13 protein-coding genes and 1 pseudogene are annotated in these 14467 nt (G+C 62.3%); 7 read left to right on the top strand and 7 right to left on the bottom strand.

From position 1 onward, the window contains the following. Positions 1-142: 142 nt before the first annotated feature. Positions 143-727: pseudogene (locus NCT03_RS02655) on the top strand (type VI secretion system baseplate subunit TssG); the annotation flags it as partial. 331 nt (positions 728-1058) lie between these two features. Here NCT03_RS02655 and NCT03_RS02660 read toward each other — a convergent pair. The 4 genes from NCT03_RS02660 to NCT03_RS02675 all read right to left on the bottom strand — a co-directional run bounded on the left by NCT03_RS02660 (position 1059) and on the right by NCT03_RS02675 (position 4158). After that, the gene (locus tag NCT03_RS02660) at positions 1059-1841 is read right to left on the bottom strand and encodes a metal ABC transporter permease (protein WP_244827172.1); all 783 of its coding nucleotides are present in this window, start codon (positions 1839-1841) and stop codon (positions 1059-1061) included. Beyond that, positions 1834-2745: a metal ABC transporter ATP-binding protein gene (locus NCT03_RS02665; RefSeq protein ID WP_250491867.1), complete on the bottom strand. Its 912-nt coding sequence runs from the start codon at positions 2743-2745 to the stop codon at positions 1834-1836. The genes NCT03_RS02660 and NCT03_RS02665 overlap by 8 nt, the downstream gene beginning before the upstream one ends. After that, positions 2742-3623 carry a metal ABC transporter solute-binding protein gene (locus NCT03_RS02670; protein WP_250491977.1) on the bottom strand — a complete coding sequence of 294 codons (882 nt, stop codon included), beginning with the start codon at positions 3621-3623 and terminating at the stop codon, positions 2742-2744. Before NCT03_RS02670 ends, NCT03_RS02665 begins: the two co-directional genes overlap by 4 nt. Before the next feature lie 76 nt (positions 3624-3699). Then, complete coding sequence (locus NCT03_RS02675) at positions 3700-4158, bottom strand: Fur family transcriptional regulator (protein WP_250463381.1); 459 nt, start codon at positions 4156-4158, stop codon at positions 3700-3702. 319 nt (positions 4159-4477) lie between these two features. Between NCT03_RS02675 and NCT03_RS02680 the strand changes: the two genes are divergently transcribed. From NCT03_RS02680 to NCT03_RS02705, 6 genes are all read left to right on the top strand, one after another. Continuing rightward, positions 4478-4900, top strand: coding sequence for a hypothetical protein (locus tag NCT03_RS02680; protein WP_250491868.1), 423 nt, complete (start codon positions 4478-4480; stop codon positions 4898-4900). A 198-nt stretch (positions 4901-5098) separates the two neighbouring features. After that, the gene (locus NCT03_RS02685) at positions 5099-6460 is read left to right on the top strand and encodes an ABC transporter substrate-binding protein (protein WP_244827176.1); all 1362 of its coding nucleotides are present in this window, start codon (positions 5099-5101) and stop codon (positions 6458-6460) included. A 74-nt stretch (positions 6461-6534) separates the two neighbouring features. Further along, positions 6535-7470 carry a carbohydrate ABC transporter permease gene (locus NCT03_RS02690; RefSeq protein ID WP_244827177.1) on the top strand — a complete coding sequence of 312 codons (936 nt, stop codon included), beginning with the start codon at positions 6535-6537 and terminating at the stop codon, positions 7468-7470. Continuing rightward, positions 7467-8318 (top strand): carbohydrate ABC transporter permease, encoded by an 852-nt coding sequence (locus NCT03_RS02695; protein WP_244827178.1) that lies wholly within the window; start codon positions 7467-7469, stop codon positions 8316-8318. The genes NCT03_RS02690 and NCT03_RS02695 overlap by 4 nt, the downstream gene beginning before the upstream one ends. A 55-nt stretch (positions 8319-8373) precedes the next feature. Continuing rightward, complete coding sequence (locus NCT03_RS02700) at positions 8374-9042, top strand: HAD family hydrolase (RefSeq protein WP_244827969.1); 669 nt, start codon at positions 8374-8376, stop codon at positions 9040-9042. 48 nt (positions 9043-9090) lie between these two features. Further along, positions 9091-10239 carry an ABC transporter ATP-binding protein gene (locus NCT03_RS02705; RefSeq protein WP_244827179.1) on the top strand — a complete coding sequence of 383 codons (1149 nt, stop codon included), beginning with the start codon at positions 9091-9093 and terminating at the stop codon, positions 10237-10239. A 55-nt stretch (positions 10240-10294) separates the two neighbouring features. Here NCT03_RS02705 and NCT03_RS02710 read toward each other — a convergent pair whose 3' ends face one another. From NCT03_RS02710 to dalD, 3 genes are all read right to left on the bottom strand, one after another. After that, positions 10295-11242 (bottom strand): sugar-binding transcriptional regulator, encoded by a 948-nt coding sequence (locus tag NCT03_RS02710; protein WP_250491869.1) that lies wholly within the window; start codon positions 11240-11242, stop codon positions 10295-10297. Between the two features lie 206 nt (positions 11243-11448). Then, positions 11449-12930, bottom strand: a complete 1482-nt coding sequence (gene xylB / locus NCT03_RS02715) for a xylulokinase (RefSeq protein ID WP_250491870.1) — start codon at positions 12928-12930, stop codon at positions 11449-11451. A 108-nt stretch (positions 12931-13038) separates the two neighbouring features. After that, positions 13039-14418 carry a D-arabinitol 4-dehydrogenase gene (gene dalD, locus NCT03_RS02720; protein ID WP_250491871.1) on the bottom strand — a complete coding sequence of 460 codons (1380 nt, stop codon included), beginning with the start codon at positions 14416-14418 and terminating at the stop codon, positions 13039-13041. Positions 14419-14467: the final 49 nt, after the last annotated feature.

Here is a 14467-nt window from a genome sequence, read left to right on the forward strand (position 1 = left end):
CTGGCAAAGTCAGTACGCGCGGCGTTCGACTGGTCGTCCGCGATGAACCAGTTTGCCATCCTGTTTGGAGAGCGTTTTACCAACGCACGCGGGTGACTCCGCTAACCGCCTCGCACACAAAAATGCGGACAGGTTCCGTCGAATGGCCGCGCGGCAAGACGTGGCGCTCGCCACTATGAAACCGCGCGATCTGCCCGATATGCAACAGTCGATCGAACCGCTTATCGCGGCTTTGCTCGCACATGCGCTGGCGATGAGCTTCACGCAACTGTGCCGATCGCTTGAAGCAAGCCACCCCGAGATGGCAAACGGCTTTGGCTTTTGCGAGCGAGACACGCACGAGCATGAGCCGGTGCGCTTTGGCTCGCATCCTTGCATGGGTTTCCCTGCGGGCGAGATCGCGCGTGTCGAACTCGATGACTCTAGCGATGGCCCGTACGCTGTTCCATTGCCGCCCGTCGTTCGCACGACTTTCATGGGTCTGTACGGTGTCGATGCCGCGATGCCGAGCCATTACCTCGACGATATCGCGCAACGCGAAGAAGGACACGAAGCGGTCGAAGCGTTCCTCGATCAGTTCCATCACCGATTCGTGACGCTGCTGTATCGCACATGGAAGAAGTATCGCTATACCGAAACCTTCCGTTACGGCGGAGCCGATACCCATTCGCAAAACCTGCTCTGTCTTGCCGGTTTCGGTTGGGGCAACAAGCCCGCGCGCGCCGGTGAGCGACGGTGTTGGACGGAAAAAGCCGGACTTTCCTTGTAAATCCCTATCCATGAGGGGTTCAGCCTCAAACCCGTCTTTGCTTTGCAAAGAAAGTAACCCCCTCCGCCGGGCAGGCGGCGACTGAACAAAAACGCAAGATAGCGGCCCAACATCTCAACCGCGCCGAATAAAGAATGCAACCCGCTAAGCGGTTCGGAAGCTGCTTTCTTTGGTAACTTTTTTGCAGCCGCAAAGAAAGCTACTCCGGCAGGAGACGGCTATGAACCAAAACGCAAGACAACGACAAAACCCAAACCCACCGCGCCCGCAAAAGCAGCAAAAAACCTTCTCAACCCTTCCTCAACAAACTAACCCCATAAACCAAAGCCGCGAGCATCGTAATCCAGAAACTGGTAGGCCAATCCGTGTAATAGGCAAGCGTCAACCCCACCCAAGCCTGCGCGAGCGCAAAAAGACCAGCCAACACCAACCCCGACGACAACCGCGTCGTCAAATTCTGCGCAGCGGCAGCCGGCCCGACCATCAACGCAAAAACGAGCAACACTCCGACGATCTGCGTACAAGCCGCCACCGCCAACGCGGTAATCGCAAGAAACAACGTCGACACGAGCCGCAGCGAAACCCCTTTCGCCTCCGCCAGCTCCGGCTGCAGCGAAGCAAACAAAAGCGGCCGCATGATCACCGCCAACGCGCCCAGACTCACGACCGCAAGCCCCGCCAGCACGATCAACACGCTGTGACTCACGCCCAGCACATTGCCGAACAAGAGAGCCGTAGCCTGCGTCGCATAAGCCGTGAAGAAGTGCAGAAACAACAAACCGAAGCCAAGCGATAGCGACAAAATCACGCCAATCGCCACGTCACGTCCCGCGAGCTTCTCGCCGAGCGCGCCCATGCCGACGCCCGCCGCAAGTGTGACGCCAATCATCCCCCAAAGCGGCGGCAGGCCGATCAACACGGCGCCCGTTGCGCCCGTGAAGCCGACATGCGACAACGCGTGACCCGCGAACGTCTGCCCGCGCAGCACCAGGAAATAGCCGACGATCCCCGACAGCACCGCGACGATCCCCGACGCCGCGAATGCGTTGACCATGAAGTCGTATTCAAACATTGTGCGTATGCTTTCCCTTCGTGTCGTGACCGTGCGCATGCGCGTGGCCATGACCGTGATCGTGCTCATGCTCGTGCCCATGAGCATGTTCGTCGCCTTCTTCGTGCGCGTGATCGAGCTTGTCGATCTCCACATCGCCCGACATCACGAAGATGCGGCCGTTCACGCGCATCACGTCGATCGGCGAGCCATACAGCTTCGACAACACCGGCTTCGAGATGACTTCACCGACCGTGCCGAGCGCCGCGCGTCCATTGCCGAGATACAGCACGCGGTCGAGCGAGTTGAGCAGCGGATTGAGTTCATGCGCCGAGAACAACACGGTGATGTTCAATTCGCGCTGCACACGCCGCACGAGTTCGACCACGCCCGTCTGATGCCGCGGGTCCAGACTGATGAGCGGTTCATCGAGCAAGAGAAGGCGCGGATCGCCGAGCAGACATTGCGCAAGCAGCAAGCGCTGCCGCTCGCCTCCCGACAACTCGGACAGCGGCCGCCCGGCGAGCTGCACCGCGCCGACGAGATCGAGCACGCGCTCGACATCCGCGCGAATGCGGGCATTGCGATGCGGCACGCCCCAGTGATGTCCGTCCGCCGCCATCGCGACGAAATCGCGGCCCAACACTCGCCGGCCCGCAAGCCCGCTGCGAATCTGCGGCATATAGCCAATGGTCGGATTGCCGCGCACCACCGCCGCGCCGTTCACGCGAATCGATCCGCCGGCGAGCGGCACGAGGCCGAGCAGCGCGCGCATGAGCGTGGTCTTGCCCGCGCCGTTCGGCCCGAGCACGCCGATGAATTCGCCCGTGTGGACGGTGAAACTTGCGTCGTCGAGGATCGTGCGGCCGCCGAGTTCCAGCGTCACGCGATCGACTTCGAGCGCGGGTCCCGAGTGAACGCTCATCTTTGCCATCCTTGCAAGGCGCCCGATAACGAATCGAGCTGACCCAGCATCCATTGCTGATAGGTCTTGTTGGCAGGCAACGTCTCCGTCACGCTGACGCTAGGCAAATGCGCGTCCTTCGCCACGTTGAGCAGGCGTTTCGTGAGCGCGCCCGTCGCCTGGCTGTTGTAGATGAGCACGTGCACGCGCCGCTCGCTCAGGTCTTTTTCGAAAGCGGCGATATCGGCGGGACTCGGCTCGGTCTCGTTCATCTCGGCCATCTGGAAGCGCTGATTGCGCATCTCGAAGCCGATGGCATCGGCCATATAGCCGAACACCGGCTCGGTGGCCGTCACCGGCACGCCTTTGAAGTGTGCGCGCAATTGCGCGACGCTGGCATCGATCGGCTTGAGCGAATTTAGGAAGGTCGCGAGGCGCGCGTCGTAATCGCTCTTGTGGGACAGGTCCGCGCTTACGAGATACTGGGTCACCGCTTTAGCGACGGCGGGCATGGTCGCCGGGTCGTACCAGAGATGCGGATTGTCGCCGGACTTCTTGCCGACAAGTTGCGCCGCGACGATTATCGTGCGCGTGTCGTTCTTTCTCGATGCCGCGAGCAGTTTGTCCATCCATGGATCGTAGTCCGCGCCGTTGTAGACGACCAGCGCCGCGTGCTGAAGCGCACGCGCGGTCTTCGGGCTGGCTTCGAAGAGATGCGGATCTTCATCCGGATTGCTGAGGATGCTCGTCACCTGCACGTGATCGCCGCCGAGCTGGCGGATCACATCGCCATAGAAGTTTTCAGCCGCCACGACGGGCACGCGCGTGGCTTGCGCGAAAGCTCCCTGGCAAAAGCCGAATGCGGCGACGAGGCAGGTGAGGACATGCGCGAGTTTCATCGGGTTCCTTGAGTCGTTGAAGGGCGTGCCGGCGCGGTGCGGCAGGGGCATGGTTCGTGGCTCGAACGACGTGCGCTCAGGCGTGACGGTGCTTCTTCTGGCAATCGCTGCACAGTCCGCTCAATTCGACGACCTGATGCCGTACTTCGAAGCCATGCGCGGGCGGCGTGGCCGAAAGCGACGAAGCCAGATCGCGGCCCTGTATTTCGAGCGTGTTGCCGCAGTCGTCGCAGATGAGGAACTGGCTTTCGTGCGGCTTGCCGGCATCGCAGCAGGCGACGAACGCGTTCTTCGATTCGATGCGATGCACGAAGCCGTTCTCGACCAGGAAGTCGAGCGCGCGATAAACAGTGGTGGGCGGCACACGCGCGCCGCGCTTCGGCTCCATCGCGTCGATGAGGTCGTAGGCGCCGATCGGCTTGTGCGCCTTCAGCACGAGTTCGTACACGTGCCGGCGCAAGGGTGTGAGCGCGACGCCGCGCTCGCTCGCCAGCGCTTCCGCGCGAGCGAGCATGGTTTCGACGGATGCGGTCATGTTGAGGCTCGGTGTTCGGGTTTGATGCATGACACGGCGTTCATGTCGAATGCCGCATCGGATAATTCCGAGATGATATAACGTATCAGCGTCGAATGCACCTTTAGGAACGACCGTTGCTCGAAGCAGCGACTGGCGCGGCTTTCCGCCGCGGACGCAATTGCGCGTCGCACCATCGAAACTGGTTTTCCCGCCTTGACACTTCTCTACACAACGCCGATCATTCGACCACACAAAGAGCAATTGATCGAAGCCAGAGCGTTCGCTCACTTCGAACCAAACAAAAATCTCGGAGATGTCGGTGAGATTGAGCGACAAGGTGGCGATCATCACGGTTGCCACGAGTGGTATTGGCGAAGCGGTGGCGCGGTCTTTTCTTGAAGAAGGCGCGAAGCTCGTGTTCGATGACGAGAGTGAACTCCGTCGGCGCTCCGAAGACGCTGGCGAACGCGTGCATGTGTTCGAGCGCATCGTCGCCAAGACCGTCGAGCGTTCCGGCGGTATCGACATTCCCTTCAGTCACGCGGCGCTCATCGACATGCACCCAATCCTCGGCAAATCGCGGGAAATCCACGGCCATGTCTTCGCGGTCAACGACATCATGGCCCGCGAGCTCAGCGTCGAAAAGCGGCAAGCGGACGAGTTGACGGCCCTTGCAGCGCGAGGCGCACCGTCTATAGTGAAACGGCACGATAAGCACGCAAGGGTAGGGCGCAAGACCAAAGAAGGCAGCGAAAGGTAAGAGGCGATACCGCAGCGAAGATTCAAAAGAAAACCCGAAGCAAAACCGGAATCCACGCGATATCCATCGCGCATCCCTGAGGCAGCAGGCAGCGGCACACCGGCGCTTGCGAGACAGGCACCGACGGCATCGAAGACATCGCCGCACGGCCTGTTTCCCGCATGGCGCCCATGCCAACAAAAAAGGAGACGCACCACAATGAAACGCATCCACACTATCGTTCGGACAGAGCCGCGTGCACAGCTTGCCGTGACCGGCGTCGTCGCATCGCTCATCGCGGCAAGCGCGGCCTTCGTGCCGCCTGCGCAAGCAGCGACCACCATCACGGTGGCCACGCTCAACAACCCGGACATGATCGAGCTGAAAAAGCTCTCGCCCGCGTTCGAGAAGGCCAATCCGGACATCCAGCTGAAGTGGGTGATTCTCGAAGAAAACGTGCTGCGTCAGCGCGCCACCACCGACATCACGACCAACAGCGGCCAGTTCGACGTGCTCACCATCGGCACGTACGAAGCGCCGCAGTGGGGCAAGCGTGGCTGGCTCACGCCGATGGCCAATCTGCCCGCGAACTACGATCTCGACGACGTGGTGAAAACCGCCCGCGACGGTCTCTCGTACAACGGCCAGCTCTATGCGCTGCCGTTCTACGTCGAAAGCTCGATGACCTATTACCGTAAGGATCTGTTCGACGCGGCCGGCCTCAAGATGCCCGATCAGCCGACCTACGATCAGATCAAGCAATTCGCCGACAAGCTGACCGACAAGGCCAAGGGCCAATACGGCATCTGCCTGCGCGGCAAGGCAGGCTGGGGCGAGAACATGGCCTTCGTTTCGACGGTGGTGAATACCTTCGGCGGCCGCTGGTTCGACGAACAATGGAAGGCGCAGCTCGATTCGCCCGAATGGCACAAGGCCGTGTCGTTCTATGCGGACTTGCTCAAGGCCGACGGCCCTCCGGGAGCAAGCTCCAACGGCTTCAACGAAAACCTCACGCTGATGTCCTCGGGCAAGTGCGCAATGTGGATCGACGCGACGGTTGCCGCCGGCATGCTTTACAACAAGGCGCAGTCGCAGGTCTCGGACAAGATCGGCTTTGCCGCCGCGCCGATCGCCGTGACGCCGAAGGGCTCGCACTGGCTGTGGTCGTGGTCGCTCGCGATCCCGAAGACGTCGAAGCAGCAGGACGCCGCGAAGAAGTTCGCCGCGTGGGCCACGTCGAAGGAATACATCGAAATGGTCGGCAAGGACGAGGGCTGGGCCTCGGTGCCGCCGGGCACGCGCAAGTCCACCTACGCGCGCCCCGAGTACAAACAGGCCGCGCCGTTCGGCGACTTCGTGCTGGCGGCGATCGAAAGCGCCAATCCGAACGATGCGTCGCTCAAGAAGGTGCCATATAGCGGCATCCAGTTCGTGGGCATCCCCGAGTTCCAGTCGTTCGGCACGGTAGTCGGTCAGTCGATCGCCGGCGTCGTCGCGAATCAGGGCAGCGTCGATAGCGCGCTCAAGGCCGCCAACGCGGCAGCCGATCGCGCAGTGAAACAGGCGGGCTATCAGAAGTAAGTCACGTAGTTCGCAGGCCGCGCGTCTTCGCCCTCCGAAGATGCGCGGCCGGTCAATCATCGAGAGGTGTCACGATGAGTCAACTGAATCCCCCTATCTCCGACCACTACCAGGAGTCCGCGGCCGAGCGCGACAAGAAGCGCGCGAAGTCGGTGCGCTGGCTGATCACGCCCTCGACCGGTCTCCTGTTCTTGTGGATGGCGATCCCGCTCGCGATGACGATCTGGTTTTCGTTCTCGCGCTACAACCTGCTCAATCCCGATGTAAAGGGTTTCGCGGGCTTCGATAACTACGAGTTCCTCGCCACCGACCCGGCGTTCGGCCCGTCCATTGGCCATACGCTGACCCTGATCGGCTCGACGCTCGGCATCACGGTGATAGGCGGCGTGCTGCTCGCCGTGCTGTTCGACCGCAAATTCATCGGGCAGGGCATTGCGCGGCTTCTGGTGATTGCGCCGTTCTTTGTCATGCCGACGGTGTCCGCGCTGATCTGGAAGAACATGATCCTGCACCCGGTGTATGGCCTGGTCGCCTCGCTGATGCGTTCCATGGGCATGCAGCCGATCGACTGGTTCGCCGACTACCCGCTCTTCGCGGTCATCATGATCGTGTCGTGGCAATGGCTGCCGTTCGCGTTCCTGATTCTCTTCACGGCGATCCAGTCGCTCGATCAGGAGCAGAAGGAAGCGGCGCGCATCGACGGCGCGGGTCCGTTCGCCATGTTCTTCTTCATCACGCTGCCGCACTTGCGTCGCGCAATCGCCGTCGTCGTGATGATGGAAACCATCTTCCTGCTGTCGATCTTCGCTGAAATCTATACGACCACCGGCGGCGGTCCGGGCACCGCGACCACCAACCTGTCGTATCTCATCTATGCGCTCGGTTTGCAGCAGTTCGATGTCGGTCTCGCATCGGCGGGCGGCATCCTCGCGGTAATCCTCGCGAACGTGGTTGCGTTCTTCCTCGTGAGAATGCTTGCGAAGAACCTCAAAGGGGAATACGAGTCATGAGCACTCAACCGGTTTCCACCAGGCCGCCCGTGCCCGTGTTCGAACATGTGAAGCGCATCGTGCCCGGCATCGTGGCGTGGATCGTTTCGATCCTGTTGTTCTTCCCGATCTTCTGGATGACGATCACCGCGTTCAAGACCGAGCAGCAGGCATACTCGTCGTCGCTTTTCTTCACGCCGACGCTCGACAGCTTCCGCGAGGTCTTCGCGCGCAGCAACTACTGGGGCTTCGCGCTCAACTCGGTGCTGATCTCGCTGGGCGTCACGGTGATCTGCCTGTTGCTCGCCGTGCCCTGCGCCTACGCGATGGCCTTCTTCCCCACGAAGAAGACGCAGAAAGTGCTGCTGTGGATGCTCTCCACGAAGATGATGCCGTCGGTCGGCGTGCTGGTGCCGATCTATCTGTTGTGGAAGAACACGGGCCTGCTCGATACGGTGTCGGGTCTCATCATCGTGTACACGCTGATCAATTTGCCGATTGCCGTGTGGATGGCGTTCACTTACTTCAACGAAGTGCCGCGCGACATTCTCGAAGCGGGACGCATAGACGGCGCGACGACGTGGCAGGAGATCGTCTATCTGCTCATGCCGATGTCGCTGCCGGGACTGGCATCGACCGGTCTCCTGCTCGTGATCCTCTCTTGGAACGAGGCGTTCTGGAGCATCAACCTGTCGAGCTCGAACGCGGCGCCGCTTACCGTGTTCATCGCGTCGTATTCGAGTCCGGAAGGCTTGTTCTGGGCCAAGCTTTCGGCGGCGTCGCTGCTTGCCGTCGCGCCGATTCTCATCGTCGGCTGGCTCTCGCAGAAGCAACTGGTGCGCGGCCTGACCTTCGGCGCGGTGAAGTGAGGCGTACCCAGTGAACCTGACACCTTCCAGAGAAGCCGCGCTCGCAGATCGACTGATGATCTGCGACTGCGACGGCGTGCTCATCGACAGCGAAGCCGTGGCGGCGCGCATGCTCGTCACGGAATTGCAGACGCTGTGGCCAGGCGTCGATATCGAACCCGTGGTGATGCCGCTGCTCGGCTTGCGCATCGAAGCCGTGCTCGCGAGCGCGGCGGACACCGTGAACCGCACGCTCACGCAGGATCAGATCATGTCGATCCGCCGCGCGGTCGAAGCGGCGGCGGTAGAAGCGCCGCCGGTCGCGGGCATCGCCGAGGCGCTTGCCGCCGTGCCGCTCACCAAGGCATGCGCGAGCAACAGCTTCGCGGCTTACGTGGATACCGTCCTGAATCGCACGGGCCTCGTGCAGTTTTTCGGCGACAGGCGCTTCACGGCGGACATGGTGGCGAACCCGAAGCCTGCGCCCGACGTGTATTTAGCGGCGGCGCGCGCGTTGAAGGTCGACCCGTTGCGCTGCCTCGTGGTGGAGGACAGCGTGACCGGCGTGACGGCGGCGCGCGCGGCGGGCATGCAGGTGCTGGGGTTCATCGGCGGAGGACATGCGACGGAAGGACAGATCGGCGCGTTGAAGCGCGCGGGCGCGGAAGTCGTCTTCGACGACATGGCGCGCTTGCCCGCACTCGTCGAACAATGGCTGCAGCATGCGACCTTCGAGACGCCTTGAAAAGAGGCTCGGCTAAGCGTCGCAAACAAAGAAACATGGAGACGGATCATGGCTAGTCTGACACTGCGTAACATCAACAAGCGATATGAAGACACCGAGGTGATGAAGAGCGTCAACCTCGATATCAACGACGGCGAGTTCGTCGTGTTCGTCGGACCGTCGGGCTGTGGCAAGTCCACGCTGATGCGCATGATCGCGGGGCTGGAGGAGATCAGCGGCGGCGATCTGTCGATCGACGGCGTGCGCGTGAACGAGTTGCCGCCCGCGAAGCGCGGCATTGCGATGGTGTTTCAGTCGTACGCGCTCTATCCGCACATGACGCTCTACGACAACATGGCGTTCGGACTCAAGCTCGCGGGCGAGAAGAAGCCCGCGATCGATGCGGCCGTGAAGAACGCCGCGAAGATCTTGCATATCGATCACTTGCTGGACCGCAAGCCGAAGCAGTTGTCGGGCGGGCAGCGCCAGCGCGTGGCGATTGGCCGCGCGATCACGCGCAAGCCGAAAGTGTTTCTCTTCGACGAACCGCTTTCCAATCTCGACGCCGCGTTGCGCGTGAAGATGCGCCTGGAATTCGCGCGCCTGCACGACGATCTCAAGACGACGATGATCTACGTGACCCACGATCAGGTCGAAGCAATGACGCTGGCGGACAAGATCGTGGTGCTCTCGGCGGGCAATATCGAGCAGGTCGGCACGCCCAACACGCTGTATCACGCGCCGGCCAACAAATTCGTGGCGGGTTTTATCGGCTCGCCGAAGATGAACTTTCTCTCGGGCACGGTCGAGCGCATTCAGGACGATGGCGTGCTCGTGAAGTATTCCACCGGCGAGACGCAACTGGCCGGCGTGCTGCCAGGCAATGCCAAGCCCGGCGATGCGGTGACTATCGGCATTCGTCCGGAAGCGTTACAGCCGAACGTTTCGGAATACGGCGTGTCCGCTTCGACGATGACCGTGGAAACGCTCGGCGACGCGGCTTATCTGTACGCGGAGACATCGGTGGCGCCGGACGGCTTGATCTCGCGGATTCCGCCCTTGGAGAAGCACACGCGGGGCGAGAAGCTGAAGGTGGGCGCGTCGCCGGAACACTGCCATTTGTTCAACGCGGACGGCATCGCGTTCAGGCGGCACGTGGTGGAAGCTTATCTCGTGGAGCATCCGGAATTGGCTGTGCCGAGCGTGGCGCGGGCTTGATCTCCGCAGTGGCGCCGGTGTCTCGCGTGGACGCCGGCGTCATGGGACGAGCGATTCAAGCCGCCAGCGCCGCGCGCGCGCAAAGCTCATCCGTCACCAATCCAGACAACCACTTCCCCTTCAACGCCGCGACCAGCGCCGCGCGCTTGCGCTCGCCGCCGGCAAAGCCGATGGTCGGCCGTTTCGGCGGCGAATCGATCCTGAGGCTCGTCGCGCGCGCGCCTGTTTTCGAATCGACGCGCGCTCCGTTCGCATCGATCGGCAGGCCGAGCAGTTCCGCCACCGCGCCCGCTTTCATCAACTCGTGGACTTCGGCGTTCGAGATGAATCCGTCCTCGTGCAGCGGACAATTGATGCCCACATTGCCGATGCCGACGAAAGCCACGTCCGCTTTCTGCGCGAGCGCATCCACGATCCGATAAAGACGGTGATTGCACCATTGCGCGCGCTCGGCTTCGCTATCGGCCATGAGCGGCGCGGGCAGCATGAAGTGCTTGCCGCCGGTCTTTTCGGAGAGCTGCTGCGCGACGTCGTAGCGATTGGACGAACCATCGTGCGCAATCGCGCCGACGAGCGACACCAGCCGATGCTGCGGCCGCTCCAGTTGCCCGATCTGCGCGACCACCGCCTTGAGCGTGCGCCCGCTGCTGATGGAGACGACGAGCGGTTTCTCATCGACGAGATAGCGTTCCATCACTTGCGCGCCTGCTACCGCGAGCTTGCGGTCCACTTGCTCGTTGCTGTCGCCGTCGATGGGCACCACTTCGCACATCGCGAGTCCGTAGCGGTCGCTGAGTTGCTTCGCAAGCGAAAGGCAATCGGCGATCTGATGATCGACTCGCACGCGAATCAGGTTCTTTTCGACCGCGAAGGCGACGAGCCGCTGCGCGACAGGTCGCGAGATTTGCAGTTTTTCGGCGATCTCATTCTGAGTATTGCCCGCGACGTAGTAGAGCCACGCGGCGCGCGTCGCCAGATCGAGTTTTTCGTTGGGCTTGGGCACGGTCGTTGAATTGAGTCTGCTTCAGTTGTAGTTCTTTTTATAGCGCGCGGCGCGGTTTATCGTCGGAAACCATCGCCGAATATTTACCCGCACGACCGAAACGCTGCGTTCAGGCCAAGCAAGGCGGCCAATGAATGCCGTTTGAAAAACGAAACAGCCGGCTGCCCGCTTAACGGCAACAGCCGGCTTTCGAACGTCTCTCGGCGTCAGGCTAGTCGCGGACGCGCCGGATCGAACAACGGCCGCACGTGCTGATACAGCTCGCGATAGCCCTTGAGCCGCTGGCGCAACGCCGCGTGGCGCTCGGCATTCGGCGTGAACTCTTGCTTGATGGCAGGTTTGGTCAGCACCGTCGCCGGATCGCCGCCCGCCGCGAGCCAGCCGAGCCGCGCCGCGCCGAGCGCCGCGCCCGTCTCGCCGCCGCCGTGCGTGCGCGTGGGCGTATCGAGCGCATCGGCGAACATTTGGCCCCAGTACGCACTGCGCGCGCCGCCGCCAAGCAGCGACAAGGCATGCGCTTCCGTGCCCGCGGATTGCAGGGCATCGAGACCATCGGTCAGGGCGAGCGTCACGCCTTCCAGCACCGAATAGCCGAGCAAGGCGCGATCGGTGGCGTGCGTCATGCCGAAGAACACGCCCTGCGCGTAAGGGTCGTTGTGCGGCGTGCGCTCGCCGCTCAGATACGGCAGGAACAAAGGCGCGGTCGATAAGGCATCGGCGGGCAGCGCCTCGATTTCCGCAAGCAGCGTGGGCTCGTCGGTGGACGTGAGCTTGCATACCCAGCGCAGGCAACTCGCCGCCGACAACACCACGCTCATCTGATGCCAGCGGTCCGGAATGGCGTGACAAAACGCATGCACCGCCGATGCCGGATTGGGCCTGAAGCGATCGCCCACCACGCACAACACGCCCGACGTGCCGAGCGAGAGGAAGCCATCGCCGGGTTCGGTTGCGCCAATTCCTACCGCGCTCGCCGCATTGTCGCCGCCGCCTGCCGCAACGATGACGCCATCGGGCAAGCCGAGTTCACGCGCGAGTTCCGGACGCAAGGTGCCCGAAGGCTCGCTGCCCTCGGCGAGCTTCGGCATCTGCTGCCGCGTCATGCTGCACGCGGCGAGCAGTTCGTCCGACCAGTCGCGTCGCGCAACATCGAGCCAAAGCGTGCCGGCGGCATCGGATGGATCGGACACCTTCGTGCCCGTGAGATGCATGCGCAGATAATCCTTCGGCAACAGCACGCAAGCCGTCTGCCGGAAGATTTCCGGCTCGTTGTGCGCGACCCAGAGCAGCTTGGGCGCGGTGAAACCGGGCATCGCCAGATTACCGGCGATCTCGTGCAGATTCGGCGCGCGCTCGTAAAGCTCGGCGCACTCCTTGTCGCTGCGCATGTCGTTCCAGAGGATGGCCGGGCGCAGCACGCGATCGCTCGAATCGAGCAGCACCGCGCCATGCATCTGCCCGGACAGGCCGATGCCGCGCACTTGCGCGAACTCTTTCGGAAACTTGTCGCGCAAGGCGAAGAGGGCGGCGCGCGTGCCTGCCCACCAGTCGAGCGGATTTTGTTCGGACCAGCGCGGTTTCGGGCGCGACACCGTAAAAGGCGTGCCCGCCGTGCCGATTACACTGCCGTCGCTTGCGAGCAGCAGCACTTTCACTTCGGAGGTGCCGAGGTCGATACCTAAATACATGAACGGACCTTTGTCGAAGCCAGGCGCGAAGCCCGGCAGAAAACCGGAGGCGCTAATGTAACGCCGTGCGCCTCAATGCGCCATGAGCACAACACCCAAGCGAGCCAATCAAGGCCGGTTCTTGAGCCACGCATCGACGCGCCCGATTGCCGCGCGCAGCACGCGCTCCAGGCTCTCGGTCTGCGCCATGCTGCCCCAGAGCAGCTTGTCGCCGGCGAAGGCCTCGATCGGATCGTCGGCCGTGAAATAGCCATGCGCGACGGCGGGGTCCATCACGCCATCCTGATAGGTATAAGGCAGCTTGCCTTCGTGCCAGCGTTCGAGGAAGCGAAAGAAGAGCGCGGGCAGAATCGCGGTCGAGTCGGGATCGACGTCGCGCTCGAAACATTCCGCGAGCGTCGGCGCGATAAAGCCCGGCAGCTTCGAGAAGCCATCGGCGGCGACGCGCTGATTCGTGTCCTTGATATACGGATTGCTGAAGCGGTCGAGCACGACATCGCGATACTTCGCCAGATCGATCGGGCTAGGCGTGAGGCACGGGATGACGTCGTCGGTAACATAGGCTTCGGCGAGAGCGCGAATCTCCAGGTCCTGCGTGCCTTCGTGAATGTACTGCAGGCCGACGAGCGTTCCCGCCCACGCAATGCAGCTATGACTCGCGTTGAGAATGCGGATCTTCGCCTCTTCGTACGGCAGCACGGACTCGACCATCTCCGCGCCAACCTTCTCCCAAGCGGGCTTTCCCGCGATGAAGTGATCCTCGATCACCCACTGAATGAACTTCTCGCCCATGATCGGCGCGCGGTCGTCGAAACCCGTCGCGGCTTTCACGCGCTCCGCGACATCGGGTGTCGGACGCGGCGTGATGCGGTCGACCATCGCGTTCGGGCACGAGGTGTTGGCGATCATCCAGTCGCGCAATTTCGTTTCGCCGCGCAGCTCGAGGAATTCGAGCATGCCCGCCTTGAAGCGGTCGCCGTTGCTGCGCAGGTTGTCGCAGTTCTGCAGCGACAGCTTGCCCGCGTCGTTCTTCATGCGGGCGTCGAGAATGGCGGCAATGGCACCGTAGATGGTGGTCTTCGCGCCTTTCAGGTCGGCGGCGAGATCGACGTTGCCGGTTTCGAGCTTGTCGTGTTCGTCGAGGTAATAGCCGCCTTCGGTGACGGTGAACGATACGATCTTGCATTCGGGCGCGCTGCCCGCCGCGATGAGCCCCTCGAGATCGGCGGTCCAGGGAATCACGCGGCGGATGGAGCGCACCGTTTCGTAGTCGCGCTCGCCTTGCGGCGTGACGGTTTCGAGCGTGTACTCGCCGTTTTGCGCGGCGAGCGCATCGAGCACGGCGTTCATGTCGCCGCGAATGTTGCCCACGGCGAGCGACCAGCTCGCATCGCCCGATTCGATCAGCCGGCTCAAGTACCACGCCTGATGCGCGCGATGAAAAGACCCCGCGCCGATGTGCAGGATCACATTGTTTTCGCTCGTCATGTCTCGCTTCCTTTGATTGGATGTGCGCCCGTTCTTCGCGGACGACCGT

The sequence above is a fragment of the Caballeronia sp. GAWG1-1 genome (genome assembly GCF_023631465.1).
Taxonomy (GTDB): Bacteria; Pseudomonadota; Gammaproteobacteria; order Burkholderiales; family Burkholderiaceae; genus Caballeronia.